The sequence below is a fragment of the Pseudoalteromonas xiamenensis genome (genome assembly GCF_030994125.1).
GTDB classification, from domain to species: Bacteria; Pseudomonadota; Gammaproteobacteria; order Enterobacterales; family Alteromonadaceae; genus Pseudoalteromonas; species Pseudoalteromonas xiamenensis_B.
The window spans coordinates 2,073,458-2,090,375 of the sequence record NZ_CP099917.1 but is presented as its reverse complement, the minus strand read 5'-3'; the positions used below and the strand labels follow the sequence as shown (position 1 = coordinate 2,090,375).

17 protein-coding genes and 2 tRNA genes are annotated in these 16,918 nt (G+C 45.2%); 4 read left to right on the top strand and 15 right to left on the bottom strand.

The features are described 5' to 3' along the window. Positions 1–25 precede the first annotated feature (25 nt). From NI389_RS09725 to NI389_RS09705, 5 genes are all read right to left on the bottom strand, one after another. Positions 26–1,132, bottom strand: coding sequence for a response regulator transcription factor (locus NI389_RS09725; protein WP_308359605.1), 1,107 nt, complete (start codon positions 1,130–1,132; stop codon positions 26–28). A 15-nt stretch (positions 1,133–1,147) separates the two neighbouring features. Beyond that, positions 1,148–1,501, bottom strand: coding sequence for a response regulator (locus NI389_RS09720; protein WP_308359603.1), 354 nt, complete (start codon positions 1,499–1,501; stop codon positions 1,148–1,150). Further along, positions 1,498–3,336 (bottom strand): PAS domain-containing sensor histidine kinase, encoded by a 1,839-nt coding sequence (locus NI389_RS09715; protein ID WP_308359601.1) that lies wholly within the window; start codon positions 3,334–3,336, stop codon positions 1,498–1,500. The genes NI389_RS09720 and NI389_RS09715 overlap by 4 nt, the downstream gene beginning before the upstream one ends. 225 nt (positions 3,337–3,561) lie before the next feature. Then, a tRNA-Ser gene (locus tag NI389_RS09710) sits at positions 3,562–3,654 on the bottom strand. A gap of 18 nt (positions 3,655–3,672) precedes the next feature. Next, positions 3,673–3,763: transfer RNA gene (locus NI389_RS09705), tRNA-Ser, on the bottom strand. Positions 3,764–4,347: 584 nt separating this feature from the next. Here NI389_RS09705 and NI389_RS09700 point away from each other — a divergent pair. Beyond that, positions 4,348–5,196 carry a diacylglycerol/lipid kinase family protein gene (locus NI389_RS09700; protein ID WP_308359599.1) on the top strand — a complete coding sequence of 283 codons (849 nt, stop codon included), beginning with the start codon at positions 4,348–4,350 and terminating at the stop codon, positions 5,194–5,196. A 68-nt stretch (positions 5,197–5,264) separates the two neighbouring features. On the opposite strand, the gene NI389_RS09695 is transcribed toward NI389_RS09700, so the two are convergent. Next, positions 5,265–6,179 carry a DMT family transporter gene (locus tag NI389_RS09695; protein ID WP_308359597.1) on the bottom strand — a complete coding sequence of 305 codons (915 nt, stop codon included), beginning with the start codon at positions 6,177–6,179 and terminating at the stop codon, positions 5,265–5,267. A 137-nt stretch (positions 6,180–6,316) separates the two neighbouring features. Here NI389_RS09695 and NI389_RS09690 point away from each other — a divergent pair, with 137 nt between their 5' ends. After that, positions 6,317–7,771 (top strand): aminotransferase-like domain-containing protein, encoded by a 1,455-nt coding sequence (locus tag NI389_RS09690; protein ID WP_308359596.1) that lies wholly within the window; start codon positions 6,317–6,319, stop codon positions 7,769–7,771. 33 nt (positions 7,772–7,804) lie between these two features. On the opposite strand, the gene NI389_RS09685 is transcribed toward NI389_RS09690, so the two are convergent. The 4 genes from NI389_RS09685 to NI389_RS09670 form a co-directional block, all read right to left on the bottom strand. After that, positions 7,805–10,444 (bottom strand): ExeM/NucH family extracellular endonuclease, encoded by a 2,640-nt coding sequence (locus NI389_RS09685; protein ID WP_308359595.1) that lies wholly within the window; start codon positions 10,442–10,444, stop codon positions 7,805–7,807. Positions 10,445–10,662: 218 nt separating this feature from the next. Continuing rightward, the gene (locus NI389_RS09680; RefSeq protein ID WP_308359594.1) at positions 10,663–11,112 is read right to left on the bottom strand and encodes a c-type cytochrome; all 450 of its coding nucleotides are present in this window, start codon (positions 11,110–11,112) and stop codon (positions 10,663–10,665) included. Positions 11,113–11,150: 38 nt separating this feature from the next. Next, positions 11,151–11,618: a DUF2721 domain-containing protein gene (locus NI389_RS09675; protein WP_308359592.1), complete on the bottom strand. Its 468-nt coding sequence runs from the start codon at positions 11,616–11,618 to the stop codon at positions 11,151–11,153. A gap of 2 nt (positions 11,619–11,620) precedes the next feature. After that, the gene (locus NI389_RS09670; RefSeq protein ID WP_308359590.1) at positions 11,621–12,115 is read right to left on the bottom strand and encodes a TlpA family protein disulfide reductase; all 495 of its coding nucleotides are present in this window, start codon (positions 12,113–12,115) and stop codon (positions 11,621–11,623) included. Positions 12,116–12,173: 58 nt separating this feature from the next. Here NI389_RS09670 and NI389_RS09665 point away from each other — a divergent pair, with 58 nt between their 5' ends. Further along, positions 12,174–12,599, top strand: a complete 426-nt coding sequence (locus NI389_RS09665) for a YqaA family protein (protein WP_308359588.1) — start codon at positions 12,174–12,176, stop codon at positions 12,597–12,599. Between the two features lie 2 nt (positions 12,600–12,601). Here the strand turns inward: NI389_RS09665 and folX are convergent, their stop codons facing one another. Genes folX through folM form a run of 3 tightly spaced genes read right to left on the bottom strand, consistent with a single transcriptional unit; the run spans position 12,602 to position 14,254 of the window. Beyond that, positions 12,602–12,967 carry a dihydroneopterin triphosphate 2'-epimerase gene (folX, locus tag NI389_RS09660; protein WP_308359587.1) on the bottom strand — a complete coding sequence of 122 codons (366 nt, stop codon included), beginning with the start codon at positions 12,965–12,967 and terminating at the stop codon, positions 12,602–12,604. A gap of 9 nt (positions 12,968–12,976) precedes the next feature. Continuing rightward, entirely contained in the window at positions 12,977–13,531 is a 555-nt protein-coding gene (folE, locus tag NI389_RS09655) for a GTP cyclohydrolase I FolE (protein WP_308359586.1), read from the bottom strand. Positions 13,532–13,546: 15 nt separating this feature from the next. Further along, complete coding sequence (gene folM, locus NI389_RS09650) at positions 13,547–14,254, bottom strand: dihydromonapterin reductase (RefSeq protein WP_308359584.1); 708 nt, start codon at positions 14,252–14,254, stop codon at positions 13,547–13,549. Positions 14,255–14,389: 135 nt separating this feature from the next. On the opposite strand from folM, the gene NI389_RS09645 reads away from it, so the two are divergent. Further along, entirely contained in the window at positions 14,390–15,292 is a 903-nt protein-coding gene (locus NI389_RS09645) for a sulfite exporter TauE/SafE family protein (RefSeq protein ID WP_308359582.1), read from the top strand. A gap of 94 nt (positions 15,293–15,386) precedes the next feature. On the opposite strand, the gene nadE is transcribed toward NI389_RS09645, so the two are convergent. Further along, positions 15,387–16,223, bottom strand: a complete 837-nt coding sequence (gene nadE / locus NI389_RS09640; RefSeq protein ID WP_308359580.1) for an ammonia-dependent NAD(+) synthetase — start codon at positions 16,221–16,223, stop codon at positions 15,387–15,389. A 56-nt stretch (positions 16,224–16,279) separates the two neighbouring features. Further along, on the bottom strand, positions 16,280–16,909 hold the full coding sequence (locus NI389_RS09635; protein ID WP_308359579.1) for a YceH family protein: 630 nt from the start codon (positions 16,907–16,909) through the stop codon (positions 16,280–16,282). Between the last annotated feature and the right edge of the window lie 9 nt (positions 16,910–16,918).

Here is a 16,918-nt window from a genome sequence, read left to right as displayed (position 1 = left end):
ATTTAGGCGACAATGGTTTCCTAGGTTAAACGAGTTTCAATGCTTCAAGTTGTTTGATTAATCTCTGTAAATCGACTTGAGTATTGAACAGGGCGCCTTCTGATTGGCTTAAATTAATGACACCTTCTTCAACCAGTTTTGTGAAAAAATCTTCTTGTACCTCAGTTAGTTCAAGCAAGTGGTAGCTGGAGGAAATCTTCGTCAGCATGTCTGAAAGTACGGAATTAACGATCGTATTGTGTTCGTTTATCGCGCTGCTTATGTCTGCAACAGTTTGCTTTAAATCGGTGATAGCTTGCGTCATGCCACAGCGTAGGGATAAGTCTTCCAACTTAGCCTCCAACCCTTCGACGATGGCTGCAGTGTAATCTCTGACCTCACCTTTAACTGCATCATCAGCGGGCATGTTTTTAACTAAAAACGATACATATTTGCCATTGACCATTAAACGCTGTCCAAACTCAAACAGTCGACCTTTGTTCGCAACCGTTTCGTATACGTTGGCTTCAATGGGGCTTAACTGCGCCCCGTTGAAATCCAGCGTCATCGGTGTTGGTTTACGAACGGAAATACTGGCGCGCAATCTAAAAAAGCGCATAGCATCAAAAAAGGTCTGGATAACCCCCTCAACGTCTGTACACGCATTTAAGTTTTTGAAAAAGCTCATGACATAGCTGTATTGTGATGCCTGTTTCATGGTGACTTCAACCAACTGATGGGCTTCTTGGTTGCTTTGTTGCAATGCGTGGCGTTCTTTGAGTAGTTTCAAGTCTCGCTCGATACGAGAGATGAGTTCTTTAATTTCAAATGGCTTACCAATGAAATCATCTGCGCCCATTGCGAAGGCTTTCAGCTTCGTATCGATTGAACTATCACCTGACACGATAAATAACGCATAGGGATTCCCGTTCGCGGCGCTCGTCAGCTTTTCACATAGTGCAAAGCCAGGTATATCCGGCAACCCAAGATCTAACATGACGAGCGAAGGTTGCACGGCAGCAAATTGGTCTAACGCACTTTGACCGTCGTGGGCGAAGTAGCATTGATATTGATCGATTAGTGTTTCAGCTATCAGCGCACAGTAGTCTAAATCGTCATCAATAATCAGAATTTTCGTTTTTGTGTTATTCATCTCTATCACATTCAATTATTCAGCGAGTTGCGCTGATACGGCATCGGTAACTAATTTAATAATCACCTTGAAATCAAAAGGTTTACTAATCACTTGTTGGAACTCATCGCATTTAGGAAGTTCAAGTTCGCCCGTGACTAAAATTTTCGGTATGTTTGGCGGCAGTTTGCGCGCTACATCCACACCGGTCATATGGCGAAGTCGGTAGTCAATTAGCACTAAATCGGGTGTGTTCGCATGACAGTACTCGATGGCATCCTGCTCCTTGTCGAAACAGTGTAATGTCACGTCTTGGTCTTGCATGAATTCCTGCATTAACTCACCCAATTCGACTTCATCGTCAATGTAAACCAATCGTAATGTCATCATTCTTCACTTTCAGACAGAGCCCTAAATCGCAGCGCGAAACACGTATGCTTGCTTTGTTCGTTGAGGTATAGCTGAGCATTGTGCCGTTCGCAAATTTCACGGCAGATAGATAAACCAAGTCCAGTTCCTTCACCTTTGGGTTTTGTGGTAAAGAAGGGTTGAAAAAGTTTATCGCGCGCATGACGGTCAATTCCGCGTCCAGAATCCACCACTTCCACCGCTACGTGATTGTGTTCATCGCTAACCCTAATTTGGATCCAACGTGTCTCCAGCGCCTTGACTGCATCTACCGCGTTATTGATCAGATTGATAAACACCTGCTCAATCTCAATTTCATTACAACGAATTAAATGCTGAGAGGAACCGGATACCTCTAAGTTAACCAGATGGCGTCTAATATTAGGTTTAGTCAGGGAGAGCGCCTCTTGCAAGAGTTTCTCCACGTAGGTTTGACTATTCATGTCATCAAAACTGGTGCGGGCAAAGCGTTTTAAGCTTTGTGTAATGTGTTCTATGCGTTGCGTGGATTTCAAAATGGTGGCGGCTTTTTGTAAAACCGCATCGGGTTGTTGATTCACCCTTTCTAATTCTAGGAGTTGAGCACTACCTGAGATGATCCCAAGTGGGTTGTTGATTTCATGGGCAATGCTTGCCGCAAGCTCGCCTAATGACGCTAACTTGGAATTTTGAATAGAGCGTTGTTTCTCAATCGCGAGGTTTTGTTCGGCGAGTTTCTTATCATGAATATCTTGTATAGTGCCTGAAATCGAGTAAATCGAACCGTCAATGTAATTCGCTTTGCCATTGGTGAACACCCAGCGCTCATTACCTTTGGCTGTAAGTGCTAGCAATTCTAATTCGTAGGGAATTCCATGATGCATCGCCTGATAAACGGCGTTTTCGATAATGGGTTGGTGTTGCGCGACATAAAGTTGAATGCCTTCGGGCAGTGTTGGAGAGTAGCCATCGCGTTGTTCTACTTCGAGAATTTTGAAGGTCTCTTCAGTCCAAAAGAGCTCGCCCGTGGCCACTTTTAACTCCCAACCACCGACTTTGGCAATTGCACTGGTTTCGTTCAGTATCTTCAGTGTTTTGGTCAGTTCAACTTGGTTTACGATGCTATCAGTGATGTCTTGGCGGATGGACACATAGTGGGTGATCTCTTTGTTGTGATTTTTCATCGGCACAATAATGCTGCGCACGTAATACAAGTTTCCGTCTTTCTTTCGATTGGTAATCGTACCTTCCCAAATTTCACCTTTCGAAATGGTTTGCCACATTAATTTGAAAAAATGTTTTGAGTGCATACCTGAGTTAATAATGCGATGCGATTGACCCACCAATTCGTCATAGGCATAGCCGCTGATGTGGCAGAACTTCTCGTTGACATCCGTAATGATACCCATGCGGTCGGTTTGCGAAATGATCGTTTGTTCTAGCAACGCGTTTTGTAGCTGGTAGTGTTGGTTTTTGGCGTTAAATTCGTCGGTAAGATCGCGCGCTGTTGCGTAAATACGTTGACTCGATGGGTCATACACAATGCGCCATGCCAGCAACAAATATTGCCCTGCATTGGTGCGAAAACGATTGTTTATCCGGACAATGCTTTTGCTGTTGAGTAAAGAGCGAAGCGTCTGCTGTGTGAATTCTACATCGTCGGGGTGTATAAGAGTCAGCAAGGACGTACGATAGAAAAAGGCTTTCTCAAACCCGAGCATTTTCACAAAGGCTTTGTTTACACTGATGGTTTTTCCATCAATGCTGGCAATGCAAAATAAATCTGAAGAGAGATCATAAAACTTCGCGAGTGCTTCAAAGCTCAATCCGTGTGTCATAGCTTACCTTCTTGATGGCTTCGTGTTCGGAGCCGTTAGGCAAATTGATGTAGGGCTAATTAAAGTATTACAAGAGGTTATAAGAATAGTAAAGCAATGTTCCTTTTAGCGAGAATTGCTGAGACAGGTAAGATAGAGTTTGAGGGAGACGGCATTTGCTGTTTACTAAAGGGCAAATTTCAGACATAAAAAAACCGCTTAACTAAGCGGTTTTTCTACAAGAAATGGCGGTGAAAGAGGGATTCGAACCCTCGATAGGGCTACAAACCCTATACTCCCTTAGCAGGGGAGCGCCTTCAGCCTCTCGGCCATCTCACCGCAACAAAACTTTAAAAGTGGCGGAGAGATAGGGATTTGAACCCTAGATACGCTATTAACGTATGCCGGTTTTCAAGACCGGTGCTTTCAACCACTCAGCCATCTCTCCATGGAGCAGAATAATACTGAGCGAAATTCGCTATGTAAACAGTTTATTGAACTGTTTGCCTAAAAATTAGACGAATATTGAAAGGTTTAAGAAAATTTTTCGATTTTGGGGTGTATTTAGAAGAAATCGAGGCAGGTAAAAAAGATTGCAAGGATGTCGTAAAAAAGATTGCAAGGATGTCGTTTGGTTGGGAACGACATCCGATTGCAAGATTACTTAGCAGCATTTTGCCAACTTGGTTGAACAGCGTTGACCAAGTAAACGATGGTTTTACTGTTGTTGCTGTGTAAAGGTGTGTGCTTGGGTTGCAACATGCACCTGCGCCATTAAGCATTGTCTTCTCCTGCAAAGTGTGGTTGAGTACGGTGCTTATTTTGCATGCAGATTGTCGAAAAATAAAACGATAAATATTGGCCCTATCGGATTAGTTAAATTTATCCGATTAATCTTTCATTCAGAATGAAATATCAAAGAATATGCAAGATTGATTCAGTGTTTTGCCTTTGTTTATAGCGGTTTTTGTTGTTTTTTATTTCGGTATGCAGGTTTTTTGATTAATTATTCATATTAGTTGTATTTGTATAATGGCAGAATTTTTAGTGGTGTATAAACCCAACGGTGGTCGCCAAGCAAAAAAACACCTCCAGTGGTTAAAAACACAAGAACAAAAACACCAAATCATCTGGCAGTGGTATGCCACAACGGGAGAATTTGAAACGGATTGTCGAGCCATTCGCTTACTTGCTAACACAGTGACCCAAGTTATTGTGATTGGCGGTGATGGGACATTGCATTTGGTGGTAAATGCGACGGTAGAAATGCCCTGTCGCCTCGCTTTACTGCCCGCAGGCACGGGAAATGATTTCGCTAGGCAGTTTCCTTTTTCTCAAGCGCAGTGGCGCGACACGGTGTTCAGCCACAAGACACAACGAATGGATCTCGGAAAAGTCGGCGGACGCTATTTTCATAACATTGGTGGCGTTGGCTTTAATGCTGCGGTAGTCGAAGCCCTTTGCGTTAAAAACACGCGTCACCCCCTAAGTTATGTTACAGCCGGCTTAAGCCAGCTTTTCCGCTTCGCAGGCGTGTTACTTGAACTGGACAATCGTCAAGCCTTACCAACCATGATGTTAGTGGTGGCAAACGGGCGCTATTTTGCGGCGGGTCTGTGCCCCGCTCCGAACAACGATAGCCAAGATGGACAGTTTGAGCTGCTAGTGTTTAAAGGGTGTAAAGGTTGGCAACGTGTGGTGTCGTTTGTCGGCATGCTGTTGCAGTGCCATACATCGCTCCCATTTGTGGAAACGTGGAACAGCGAGTCGATTACCGTGCACACTGTTGGGTTACCAATTGAGGCCGATGGTGAGTTGGTTGGGGTGACGCCAGCAACGTTTGAGTGTCTCTCAGAAAAACTGTTGTTAGCCGTGTTGTAACTCTCGTGTTCCTTCTAACAGAGTGAAGGTGAAAAGGCGCAGTCCTTTGCACCTTTTTTGAGCAAGGATTACCTTGCTACTGGGGAAAGAGGATGAAAATGCGCTTTGATACGTTCAATGGGCGTTAGGACAAGGGCATTACCGATCAATACGAGCGAAAACCCAAGAAACGTATGACTCTGCCACTCGAAGCCCTCAAATAACGTGCTTAAGGTCACGGCTACGAATGGAAACAGAACAATGACGTAACTGGCTTTTTCAGGGCCAATACCTTTAAGCAGATGGAAATAGCATGCAAAGGCTATTACCGTGCCAAATATGGCTAAGTAACCAAGCGATAACCAGTAGCTACTTTGTGCGTGCACGACGAACGACTCTCCGCTGATTAGGACGTACAATCCCAGAAGTAGACCGCTATATAACATGCCCCATGCGTTTCCTTGTAACACGCCAATTTGCGCATTGGAATTGCGTACACTGACCATGTTACCTAACGAAGCGCATACGGTTCCGACCAAGGCGAGTAAAAGACCGACTAGCGCACCATTTTCTAAATCGAACGTTTTCAGATCATGCCAGAACAAGCTCACAATACCGAGCACACCAATACCAGCACCAAAATAGATGCGTTTTGCGATGGGTTTCTTGAAAAACAATTTGGTATTGAGAATGTTAAAGACCAACAACAATGAAAACGCAATAGATGCCATGGCTGACGTCAAATAGCCTTGAGCCCAATATAGGAATAGGTAGTTCAAACCGAAGTTGCCCAATGCCAACAACATGAAATAACCATGGTCGACTAAACTAAAACGCATTGGTAATTTTTTCACAACAACGAACGCCCACATACAGGCCGCAGCTATTGAAAAACGATAGAATAAACTGACCACTTCGTTAACTTCTCCTAACTGGAATTCAATGGCGAGCCACGTGGAACCCCAAATTAATACGGTGGTGAGATAAAGTACTGCATTTTTCATGGTGTCTTCTCGGTTGAGTTGGTAAGTATCAACTTACCATTTGCTTCTGGTCTGGTTATTGGTTAGTTTAAGTAAATAATCTGTATATACCATATACAGAATTATGGATTTTCAACCTATACAGATGAGAGGTCGAGATGAGTTTGGCGATTGGACGGGATGAGAAAGGGTATTTATACCAGCAAGTCATCAACTTAATTCAAACGATGTCTGAACAAGGGACGTTGCAACCAGGGGATAAGCTTCCATCGCTGCGTATCCTAGCGACTAGTTTACGTGTCAGCATTCCCACGGTGAAGCAGGCTTATCAAGCTTTAGAGTTACAAGGAAAGATTGTCGCGCGTGAAAAATCCGGCTATTTCCTTGTGGCAAAATCCAGAAATGCCGTACAGCCTAAAAAAGCCAAACTGGTTAATAAACCCTTACAAGTCAACAAGCAAGGTTTGATAGAGCAAGTGTATCAAGCCATACATGCACCTGACATGATCCCGTTTGGGATCGCAAACCCAGTTGCCGTTGCCAGTACCGATAAAATGTTGGCAAAACTCATGCGCAAAGCGATGCAGCAAGCCGGACAACGCGCCATCAACTATGGTGCGATGGATGGACTGGCTGCACTCAAAAAGCAAATCGTGCATCGCTACTTAGACATGGGTGTGTTGGTTGAGCAAAATGAAATGGTGATCACCAATGGCGCGCAAGAGGCGCTTGCCATCGCATTGCAGTGTGTCACCAACCCCGGGGACGTGGTAGCGATTGAATCACCTTGTTATTTTGGCATCGTTGAGCTGGTTGAAAACTTGGGGCTCAAAGCGATTGAGATCCCGCTCTGCCCTGAAGAAGGCGTATGGTTGTCCGATTTAGAGCAAGCACTTGAAAAACATCCTATTAAGGCTTGCTTATTTTCGACGAGCATAAACAATCCATTAGGGAGTTGTATGCCGGAACATAAGCGGGAACAACTCGTGCACTTGCTGGACCGTTTTCAAGTAACGCTGATTGAAGATGATGTTTATGGCGATCTGCACTTTGGTTCGGCGCGTGGATTACCCGCGATGAAATACGCCAAACCAGAACGCGTCTTAACGTGTGCATCTTTTTCCAAAACGGCTGCACCCAGCTACCGGATCGGGTGGTTGGTTGCTGGACCTTATGCAGAAAAAGCGCGACGTATTAAGCGCGCGTTGAGTTGTTCTTCTTCGCTCATGAATCAATGGGTATTGGCTGACTATCTTGCCAGTGGGGAGTTTGATCGCCACCTCAAATTGCTGCGGCAACGGTTATTGAGCAATAAAAATAAAATGCGACAGGTGCTTACCGAAACTTTTCCTGCCGATGTTTTAATTAGTGATCCGCAAGGTGGCTGTGTGTTTTGGCTCGACTTAGGCAAGCACTATGATGGCACTCGGCTGTTTCATTTAGCACTGGAGAATGGCATCAGTTTGACACCGGGCAGTCTGTTTAGCGCAGGGCAAAAATACCAGAATTGTGTGCGCTTAAGCTTTGGCATTCCATGGACGGCTGAAGTGGAGAACGCGGCTCGAACCCTTGGGACTTTAGTTCGTCAGGCGCGTAAAGAAAAGGCGGTGTAAACACCGCCTACATGTTATACCTAACGGTATTAATTATGGTTTTACCGCACTGTATTTCACGGTTACGTTACCGAATGGTAAGTAACCTGATACTTGGATAAACCATTTACCTGCTTTTGGCTCAGTAAATTCACACACGTCTACGTTACCGAATTTCGCAGATAGACAGTCATAACGGAATAAGCTTGGTGCGCTACCTTGTTTTACTTTCAAGTTAGCATCACCCCAACCACCAGTGACTTCAATCTTGAGATTCTGGTAGCCTTCTGGCACGTCGATCTTGAAGTTCTTAGGCCAGAACCAACCACCTACATTTGTAAACTCACCGCTCCATACTTGAGGCTCTGGCGTAGGTGGTGTGGTGTTCAGTTCAACAACAACAGGGTCGTGATCGGAAGCTCGGTAAGCGTTGTCTGCATAGAGGCTCGCTTTCAAGGCGTCAGATTTATATTCTGTGTTGTAATCAAGAGCAACAGGCTCGTCCGCATTGATTGACCAGTGCGTTGCTGCAACGACTTTTTCCATCATTGAGTCAGACGCTAGTGCATGGTCAAGGCTACCGATACGTGCCGCGTAGTTGTATGAGTAACCTTGTGTATTACCATCAAGTTGTTCTACAACTGACTTTAAGCCTTTATCCGCAAATGCACGAAGTGGGTCTTCCATTGCATAAGAGTTTAAGTCACCAACTACAATTGTATCGGTGTCTTCAACACCCGTTGGATTTGTCGCTAACCAATCCGCCAGCGTATTTGCCGCGGTTGTACGAGTTACGCTCCAACAGCCTTGACCATCTCCGGTGTCTTTGTCGCCATCCGTCGCTTTTGTACAGCTTCCTTTTGAACGAAGGTGCGCAACAGCCATCGTGAAGACTTCTTCCGTATTCGTTACTTTGAACGTTTGTACGACTGGTGGGCGATTACCATAATCAAACGGTACCATTTCGGTAAACGCAGGCGTACCAACTTCAGCGACTTTGTTTGCACGATAGATAAGTGCAGAGGTAATTGCATCGCCACCAATTTTTTCCGCGTTGAAATTTACAAATTGATAGGTGTCTGTGCTTTGCGCATTCAATGCCGTCACAAGATCCGCAATCGCGCTGAGATCAGAGAAACCATCGTTTTCGATTTCAAGTAAGCCGATGACATCGGCGTCCAAGGCTGTAATTGCTGCAACGATTTTCGCTTTTTGACGTGCAAACTCTTCTTCACTGGATGCACCACGGCTTGTTGGGAAGCCTGCGCCTTGACCATCACCATTAAAATAGTTCAATACGTTGAATGAAGCGATACGTAAGTCACCACGAGTTTCAACAACTGGTGCCTCAGTACGAGGGTTGGTGTTGGTGAAAATTGGCTCAACGGTTGGGTGTAAACGGTATTTGCTGAAGCCGTAAGTGATTACGCCTTCAAGGTTATCTGCTGTATCACCTAAACGCAGCGTATTGTATGCATCAAGTCCTGGTGCTGGGTAACGAATCGGTTCTAAATTTTGTTTTGTCGAACCGTCATCAAGTACGATTTCTTTCGTTTTATTTGCGGCTTCAATTGCACGAGCGGCATCACCTGGAAGCGCCACTTGCGTGCTTTGGTATAAACGTTCTGTCGCAAGTGCCACTTCGCCGTAACGTGCTAATCCGTATGTATCAACCACTTTAAGTGATTGATTTATAGTAACAAGCATGCCTTCTACTGGTTCAAGGCTATCCGTTGGCAATGTCAGGAGTGTGGGCGCAATTGAGCCACTACCACACACTTCTAGTGCTTCAATGTCACCAAGTTGAGTCATGTCATAATATTCTTGTACTTTCGCACGCACACGTACGCGATCACCCACGTTGACATCGGTACCTGTGTAATAAACGAAAATACCTTCAGAGGTTAACGCATCGCCATCCTGCTCAGACTGAGGATGTTGCATGAAGAAACCTTTCAATTGGTTGTCGCCTTGAAGGTCCGACGTTACCACGGCTTCAACAATCACGATTTGATCTTTCAGTGGGCTTGCGCTGCCTGCACCTTGGATGGTGTGAATTGCCGTCGCTTCTGCACCACATACAAGCGGTTCGACAGGTGGCTCTACTGGAGGCTCGACTGGCGGTTCTGTGGTTGTAGAGCCCTCATGCTGACCGATGTTTGAGAAATCATCGATGTCGAATTGTGCCCAGTCAGCACTTGGGTCAAATGTACCATCGATGTCAGTACGAGGTGCAGAGGCTTTATTGCGGCGTAACGTTTGGTTTTGCGTTTTTACGCCATTAACCATCCAGTAGCTACCTGGATCTTCGCCACGTTTGCCAAGGCTATCGATAACCGTATCACCTTGCATAATCGCAATGGCGTCATCACCGTTAAACCAAGAACCTGAATTGATTAGTTGTGCTTTTTCTAATAGCGCAGGCGCAGAGTCATTGTCCACAATGACATAAGTTTGGTTTGCCGCAAGTTGGCCTTCCAGTGCAATTGTGTTACCTGCTGCAGTATTACCATTGAAGAAAAATTGCAGTTGGTATTGAGTCAAATCAACCGCGTCAGTGCCGTTGTTGTAGATCTCAATAGCTTTGTTATTTGATGAGCCTTCAACGTACTCGGAAATGAGTAAGTTTGCAGAGGCAGGAAGCGTGGCAAGCGCCATACTCCAAGCCAAAGGCTTAAGTGTTGTTTTTAACATTTTTTTATTTTCCCGTGTTTTTTTACCCAAAAATGGGTCGATAGTGTACGGCGGGGATATTACAAAAAAGTTACATAGGAAAGCTATATGTAGGTAAAAATTTAACCAATTTTATTTCGAATAATGGTAAAAAATATTTTAAGAATGCGGAAAGTATGAGTAATTAATATGCATTAAAAAAAGAAAAAGGGGAATTCACCCCTTTTTACAATTGTTGATTATTCTTTAAAACTCTTATGGCAATCTTTGCAACCTTTGGCCCAGTTGCCGAACGCTTTTTTGATAGCACCTTGATCACCTGTGTCTGCTGCGTCAGCAAGCGCTTGTGCATACTGCGCAAAATCTGCCGCTTTCTTATCAAACGTCACGCGGTCGCTCCATACTGCTGGCAAGGCATCAGTGTCACCTTTATCCGTGCCCTCGGCAAACGCCTCCCAAGGCATTGTTGATAGACGTGCAGCGTTATGCGCGCGTGCTTTGAAACGCTCTGCATCAAAAGGCACTTTGCCTTTCAACATGTCGCCCATGTCACCGATTTGGTAACGCAATAATTGAAATGAGGCTTTACGATAATCAATCGCATCTTCAGGTTTTTCAAACAGAGAGTTAGCAGAGGCCGCTCCAGTAGATAAAACCGTAAGAACGGCTGCGATAAGCACTTTTTTCATGATGAGATCCTTCAGTTAGTATTCTAAAAAATTACAATTTAATCTTGTGTAAAATCGGCAAATATCATGCCTCGCCTCATACTACGAGTGGCAAGGAAAATTTCCCCTAGTAGGGCAAAAAATGCCGCAATAAGCAGTGCCATGGCGGCAATAAAACAGCTGGCAATCGTTATCCCCAAATCCATCGTGTGAAGATGGGAGATAAATAGCATCATTACCACCGAACATACCAGCAAGGCACTTAAAACACTGGCGCTAAACGCGACGTGAATAAAACGAGACCGTTTTAAGAGCGCGCGCATTTCGCGCTGCAACTCTTGCATTTCCGCTTCATCTTGTAGACGTTTAATACGTTTATCCAGTAACCGTGCACGGTCCACAATACGAGCTAAGCGGTTAGAAAGTACACCAAGTGTCGCCGCGATTCCAGTGATAAGAAATACAGGTGCAACTGCCGTTTGGATGACTTTTGCCATGGTGAGAATTTGAAGCGCGCTGGTTTCCATGATTACCACTTAATTTGAGAGACCGTATCTGGAGTTTCGCCTATCCATGTGTCAATTACGCGATTTTGTTCATCAAGTAAAATGAGCCGAGGTATCCCTTTATTGGCGTAATGAGAATAAATCGCTTTGTCTGGATCGGCAACGAGCGTAAATGGTACACCAAAACTGTCTTTAAATTCAGTGAGGCTCGCCGTTGATTCTTCTCTGCCTATCGCAATAATCTCGAGTGCGGGGTCACTTATCAGCGGTGAAGCTTTTAGTTCACGCAATGTGCGCTTGGAATCAGAACACCACGTAGCAAACAACACGATGAGTTTTTTCTTGTTTTGGGCAAATGACACCGTGTCACCTTGAATGGAGGTAAGTGCCATGTCTTTGAATTTATCACCTTTTGCTACATAGGTTTCATAACCTTTTGGGTGAGGTGGGGTGCTGCTGCAGGCGGTCGTGCAAAACATCAGGCCTATCAAGCCGAGGGTTAGAATTCGTGATAACATAGTGCCTCCTTTTGAGTTCCATTAAGGCGCATTTGGTGCGCGAAAGCAACTGTTCAAGATGAGTTATTTTTCGTTATTTTTAAGTGCATTACTGTCCGCAACGCTGCTGCCAGGGTCTTCTGAGATTCTCTTTGGCGTGCTGGTAAATCAAGGGTATTTAAGTGGTTTGTTGTGGTTATCTGCCACGCTTGGTAATGTGCTGGGGAGTGTTGTGAACTACGTCTTGGGTGTACAAGTTCAGCGTTTTAAACGTGCGAAGTGGTTTCCAGTGAATGAAACTCAACTCATGAAAGCAGGGCAACAATTTCAACGCTTTGGTAAGTGGTCTTTGCTCTTTGCGTGGTTGCCGATAGTCGGTGATCCGCTTACGTTGTTTGCGGGGGTAATGCGTTTACCGTTTTGGTGGTTTATCACGTTAGTGAGTATCGGCAAGGGTATTCGCTACGCGCTGGTGCTGTGGTTTGCACTTCACGTAGCGACATAACACTATCCCTTTCGTGTCCAATCTAAGGTGAGAGACACGGAATCGGCAAAACGTAATGCGTGCGGCTTATCAACACGTACTCGTGCATAAGTCACACTTGGGTGAACGTTGCATTTTGATAAAATATCGGCAACTAACTTTTCCAAAAGCAAGAAGTGACCATCTTCGACGAGCGCAATGACGGCTTTGGTCACCGTCTTGTAATTGAGCGCGTGTGATACCTCATCAGCACTGACGCATTCATAATCGGCGGGATAATGAATCTCGATATTGATCACCACGTCTTGCTTTTTTTCGCGCTCGTCAGGGTTGAACCCAATATACGTTCTCAAGCGCAAATTAGTGATGTTTATAATGGCGTTTTGCATCCGCATTCCTTAGCGTTTAACTAGCAACAAAAACTCATTTCGTGTTTTAGGATCATCTCTGAAGTTACCGAGCATGACCGATGTACGCATTTGCGAATTCTGTTTTTCTACGCCTCGCATCATCATGCACATGTGTTTCGCTTCGATAATTACGCCGACACCTTTAGCGCCAGTCACTTCTTCAACGGCTTTGGCAATTTGATGTGTTAACTGTTCTTGAATTTGGAAACGTCGTGCAAACATATCAACGATGCGTGCAAATTTAGACAAGCCAAGTACTTTGCCATTCGGAATATACGCGATATGGCAACGACCAACGAAAGGCAGTAAATGGTGTTCACACATTGAATACAGCTCAATGTCTTGGATCACGACCATGTCATCGGCGTCACTGGTGAATACCGCATTGTTGGTTATCTCTTCTAGGGTTTGGCGATAGCCTTTGGTTAAATATTCCATGGCCTTTGCTGCGCGTTTTGGCGTATCTAACAAGCCTTCACGAGTTGGGTCTTCACCAACGGCTTCAATAATGGCTTTGTAACTTTCTTTTAGTTCATTATGCATTTGTTCGTCTCTTACTTATTTTAAGTGTCGGCCACCATCTACGGGGATACTGCGCCCAGTGATGTAACGACTATTCAGAATCAGTTCTATGCTGTTGATGACTTCTTGGCATCCCGGTTCGATGCCCATCAACGATTTCTTCAAGGTTTTCGCTTTGTAATCCGGCGTATCGTGTTCGTTAAAAATGATCAGTGAAGGCGCAATCGCGTTCACTTTTATCTTTGGTGCGAAGCGCGCACTGAACGAGCGAGTCATGTTATCAAGCGCCGCTTTACTGGCTGCATATGCGATGTGTTTTGGGCTGCCTTTCTCGACGACATAATCGGTGATATGGATGATGTCCGCGATGCCATTATGTGCTTCTAGGTAATCCACAAGCCCTAAATTCAGCAAATAAGGTAATTTGGCGTGAATCCGCATCATGTTATCAAACAGTGTCGTCCAGTCCGAATTCAGTTCTTCGCAATCCCAGCTTGAGGCATTGTGGACAATCGCTCGAAGCGAGGTGCAATGTTGTTTAACTTGACCAATCAATTGCTCGATGTCCGCATCAGTACGAATATCCGCGAGTAAACATATAGCGCCAGCAGCTTCAAGAGTATCGATGGCCTCGTGTCGAGTTCGATAGGTTACGATGACTGGAACATGCTCAGCAATGAGGTGTTGGGCAAGCGCAAGTCCAATTCGCTGTGCGCCCCCTGTGATCAAAACAGGTGAACTCATGGGTATTTATTTTCCATCCTAATAAAGTGCTTGGCTAACTATAACGCAAACCGCTAACATGTTTCAGCCTTTACGATGAGAATTGAGCGAGCGATCACTTCTCTATTTTCCACTGTTGTTACTACAGAGGTTAGTGTGAAACGCTACGTAGTTCACCCCATTTTTTCACTGAGTTGGTTGCCGCTTTGGTTAATTGTTGTGGTTTATAGCACGCTGGTTTTTCACCAAGGGTTGCAAAGTGCGTTATTAAGTATTGCCCATGAATGGGAAATTGCGCTGACCATGGCATTTGGTTCCTTCGTTGCCGGTGGTACGGCGTTGGGTGGAGGCGCGGTTGCGTTCCCTGTCATGACCAAGTTGCTTCACATCGACCCAGCAACAGCCAAAGTATTTTCTTTGGCTATTCAAAGTTTTGGAATGACTGCAGCGACGATCACGATTTTATGTCGGCGGATCCCTGTCTATGGAAATGTGGTACTAATGGCGTTACCTATGGCGACACTGGGCGTGATAGGCAGTTTATTATTCATCGCGCCTCATGCACCGAGATTGCTGACCAAAAGTATTTTTAGTGTGCTACTGCTTTGCTTTGCGATTACGCTTATCTATCGCTGGTGGCGAAAGGCTCATCATTTACCCGATCATGTGCGAATTGACCCAAAACCACTTCGATTTATGCTGGTTGCGGGGTTTGGAGGTATTGCTAGTGGTTTAGTCGGCTCTGGTGCTGACATTGCTATCTTCGCACTGTTGGTTTTGGCCTATCAAGCAGACGTTAAACGCGCAACGGCTACATCGGTGGTCATTATGGCGTTTACTTCGATAGTGGGGAGTGTTCTCAATGCCCTGTATTTACAAACGATTACCACGGAAATTAGTGCCTATTTATTTGCAGCAATCCCTGTTGTGGTGATTGGTGCCCCATTGGGTGCCTACGTATGTGCAAAGCTAAAAGTAGGGAGCTTAGTTAGTTTTCTGCTTGTGCTCATCTCACTTGAAGTTGGTTTTACCAGCTATGAGTTATATCGATCATTCTAATCCCATGCAACAAAAGCGACGTGACACAAAAAAACAAAAAGCACCCTAGGGTGCTTTTTGTTTCAGTCAACTAAGACGACAGCACTATTCAGCACTATTGCTCGTCATAGATCGTTGGAATTGGCTGACGTTTGTGTTGTGTGCGTAGGTATATCGCAACCAATTTTTCGGTCACGTAATCTGGTACGTCTTTGCCTTCAAGGAAATCGTCAATTTGGTCATAGCTCAGACCCAGTGCATCCTCGTCAGCAAGCCCAGGTCGATTGTCTTCTAAATCAGCGGTCGGCGTTTTGTGCACTAAGCTTGCGGGAGCGCCAAGGTGAGCAGCCAGTGCGCGGACTTGACGCTTAGACAGACCAAAGAGTGGCGCTAAGTCACATGCACCGTCACCAAATTTCGTGTAAAAACCGGTGATGTTTTCTGCACTGTGATCCGTTCCAACCACGAGGCCTTGCGTAAGGCCAGCAATTTCATATTGCGCGACCATGCGTTGACGCGCTTTCACATTGCCTTTAATGAAATCCACTAGGTGCTCAGCAGGCAGCGAGAGTTGTCCTCCGGCCATCGCGGCAAGCGCTTGTTCATGCATAGCATCAGCAGCAGGCTTGATGTTGACGGTTAGGCGTTGACTTGGTTGGATAAAGTCGACCGCAAGTTGTGCCTCGTCTTCATCCGCTTGCACACCGTACGGCAAACGCATTGCTATGAATTGATAATGCACATCAGCTTGTGTGGCATTCAGTTCATTGACGGCAAGTTGGCAAAGACGACCACACGTTGATGAATCGACACCACCGCTGATCCCAAGCACTAAGGTTCTGCAACCTGATGAAGTGAGTCGTTGCTTGATAAATTGAACACGTCTTTCGACCTCGAATGCAACGTTGATCTCAGGCTGAACTTTCATTTCAGCCAAAATAGCAGCACGCATGGTGGCTCCTCTTTGCCATAATGTTTTTTGTTATTATGTGGATATTAACGATGAAATTAAAGACCCAAATGCTGCTTAATTTGTCGCAATTCGGCTTTAACTTCCTCAATTTCACGCAGTAACGCTTCAATCTCGTGCGTACTCGAAATCTCCATATGCCCCGCGGTCGGCATTTCACTAACGCCCACGTATACATCACTACTTAACGTGTGAGCATAACGGGCTTCACGTTGGCCAGGTGCTTTATCTAACAGTTGAGCGTGACCCGCTGAAATTAAATTATTCAATTCGCTTTCTACCTGCTGCACATCCTTAAATTCAGCTAGGCGTGTACTTCGCGTGCGCAGCTCGCCTGGCGTTTGCGCCCCACGGAGAAACAACAAACAAAGAATGGCGACCTGCTGATTCGTCAGTGATAATTTTGCAAACTCGCCTTGGCATAGACGCTGGCGGTATTTTTGGACGCGACTACCAACGGACTCTACGACGACTAAACGCTGGTCAATTAATCCGTCCAGTGTGTCTAACACCGCCTGTTCACTAACATTGAGTACCGGTTCGCGATTGGTTTTTTGATTGCAAGCGGTGGTGAGCGCATTTAAAGATAGTGGATAAATATCCGGTGTGGTGATGGACTTTTCAATGAGACATCCAAGAATGCGCTGTTCGAGTTGATTGAGTTCCATATTCAATAT

Bases quoted from the DNA above. Each gene is read 5' to 3' on its own strand.
- NI389_RS09725 (WP_308359605.1), bottom strand. From the start codon at position 1,132: ATGAATAACACAAAAACGAAAATTCTGATTATTGATGACGATTTAGAC.
- NI389_RS09720 (WP_308359603.1), bottom strand. From the start codon at position 1,501: ATGATGACATTACGATTGGTTTACATTGACGATGAAGTCGAATTGGGT.
- NI389_RS09715 (WP_308359601.1), bottom strand. From the start codon at position 3,336: ATGACACACGGATTGAGCTTTGAAGCACTCGCGAAGTTTTATGATCTC.
- NI389_RS09700 (WP_308359599.1), top strand. From the start codon at position 4,348: ATGGCAGAATTTTTAGTGGTGTATAAACCCAACGGTGGTCGCCAAGCA.
- NI389_RS09695 (WP_308359597.1), bottom strand. From the start codon at position 6,179: ATGAAAAATGCAGTACTTTATCTCACCACCGTATTAATTTGGGGTTCC.
- NI389_RS09690 (WP_308359596.1), top strand. From the start codon at position 6,317: ATGAGTTTGGCGATTGGACGGGATGAGAAAGGGTATTTATACCAGCAA.
- NI389_RS09685 (WP_308359595.1), bottom strand. From the start codon at position 10,444: ATGTTAAAAACAACACTTAAGCCTTTGGCTTGGAGTATGGCGCTTGCC.
- NI389_RS09680 (WP_308359594.1), bottom strand. From the start codon at position 11,112: ATGAAAAAAGTGCTTATCGCAGCCGTTCTTACGGTTTTATCTACTGGA.
- NI389_RS09675 (WP_308359592.1), bottom strand. From the start codon at position 11,618: ATGGAAACCAGCGCGCTTCAAATTCTCACCATGGCAAAAGTCATCCAA.
- NI389_RS09670 (WP_308359590.1), bottom strand. From the start codon at position 12,115: ATGTTATCACGAATTCTAACCCTCGGCTTGATAGGCCTGATGTTTTGC.
- NI389_RS09665 (WP_308359588.1), top strand. From the start codon at position 12,174: ATGAGTTATTTTTCGTTATTTTTAAGTGCATTACTGTCCGCAACGCTG.
- folX (WP_308359587.1), bottom strand. From the start codon at position 12,967: ATGCAAAACGCCATTATAAACATCACTAATTTGCGCTTGAGAACGTAT.
- folE (WP_308359586.1), bottom strand. From the start codon at position 13,531: ATGCATAATGAACTAAAAGAAAGTTACAAAGCCATTATTGAAGCCGTT.
- folM (WP_308359584.1), bottom strand. From the start codon at position 14,254: ATGAGTTCACCTGTTTTGATCACAGGGGGCGCACAGCGAATTGGACTT.
- nadE (WP_308359580.1), bottom strand. From the start codon at position 16,223: ATGCGTGCTGCTATTTTGGCTGAAATGAAAGTTCAGCCTGAGATCAAC.
- NI389_RS09635 (WP_308359579.1), bottom strand. From the start codon at position 16,909: ATGGAACTCAATCAACTCGAACAGCGCATTCTTGGATGTCTCATTGAA.